2 protein-coding genes are annotated in these 1,107 nt (G+C 44.4%); both read left to right on the top strand.

Translation table 11 applies throughout. From position 1 onward, the window contains the following. Positions 1-488 precede the first annotated feature (488 nt). Entirely contained in the window at positions 489-683 is a 195-nt protein-coding gene (locus JGK07_RS33020) for a transposase (RefSeq protein ID WP_293187246.1), read from the top strand. After that, on the top strand, positions 649-1,107 hold a 459-nt coding region (locus JGK07_RS33015; protein WP_293187248.1), incomplete at its 3' end, for a transposase. The genes JGK07_RS33020 and JGK07_RS33015, both read left to right, overlap by 35 nt.

Genomic DNA, 1,107 nt, shown 5'->3' with positions numbered 1-1,107 from the left:
GAACCCGCCCCTTGTATCTTAAAAGAGTCAGTCAGTCGATCGCCACGTCATTGATTCAATCATACCGATAATCAGGCGATCGTACAGACTTTCAGTCGATCGAGCCGACAATCAGGCGATCGAGCCGACCATCAGGCGATCGTACCGATCATCAGGCGATCGTACCGACAATCAGGCGATCGAGCCGACAAGTGGGCGATCAAGCCGACAATCAGGTAAATCTAAAGAAACTAGAAAAGTTTCTGAATAAGATGCCAGTTTCAGCAGAAAGTGTTGTTCAAGGACATCAGAAATCGGTGAAGTTGGCCCGCCCCTTAGACTGCATAAGTCTGTTGCGTAGATAAGCTCCCATTACTGATGACAGGCGCACCTAAAGCTGGACAGTATCTTAGGCTCTCGGCATCGCCCGGGAAAGCCTGCATTTACAAGGTTAGTATTCAATTGCCTGTCGGTTCTTTCATAAAATCGGAGTACATCTGGAGCAAACAATGACATCAACAGTCTTAGGTATAGACATCAGTAAAAGAGACTTTCACGTCTCATTACTGAAAGAAGGTCGTGCAACTAAACCCAAAAAGTTTACGAACAATATTCAAGGGTTTGAGAGTTTGCATAACTGGCTTCAAAAACAAAGTGTTGTTGAACTTCATGCCTGCATGGAAGCCACTAGCATTTTGGCGTGAAGCCTTAGCCGAATTCCTATATGGGAATGGCTTTCAGGTTAGCATTGTTAATCCGGCGCGTATTAAAGGGTTTGCTAAAAGCGAACTTCTGAGAACTAAAACTGACTCTGTAGATGCGGCACTGATTGCTCGTTTTTGTGCGGCGATGAAACCGTCTTTGTGGACACCAACCCCGTTGGAAGTCAAGGAATTACAAGCTTTACTGCGACGACTAGAATCTTTGACTCAGATGTATCAACAGGAAGAGAATCGTTTGGAAACAGCTACAGAAACTGTAGCTAAACTTACGAGAGCTCATTTGGAATACATCAAAGAACAACAAGCAGAAATCAAAAAAATGATTAGCGATCATTTTGACCAACATCCGCATTTAAAACAGCAGCGCGAGCTGTTGACTTCGATTCCAGGTATTGGAGAACAGACG

This window comes from Microcoleus sp. PH2017_24_DOB_U_A, assembly GCF_020738205.1.
Classification (GTDB): domain Bacteria; phylum Cyanobacteriota; class Cyanobacteriia; order Cyanobacteriales; family Microcoleaceae; genus Microcoleus.
Note: the sequence above shows the minus strand (reverse complement) of the source record. Positions and strands in the feature narration are given on the sequence as shown.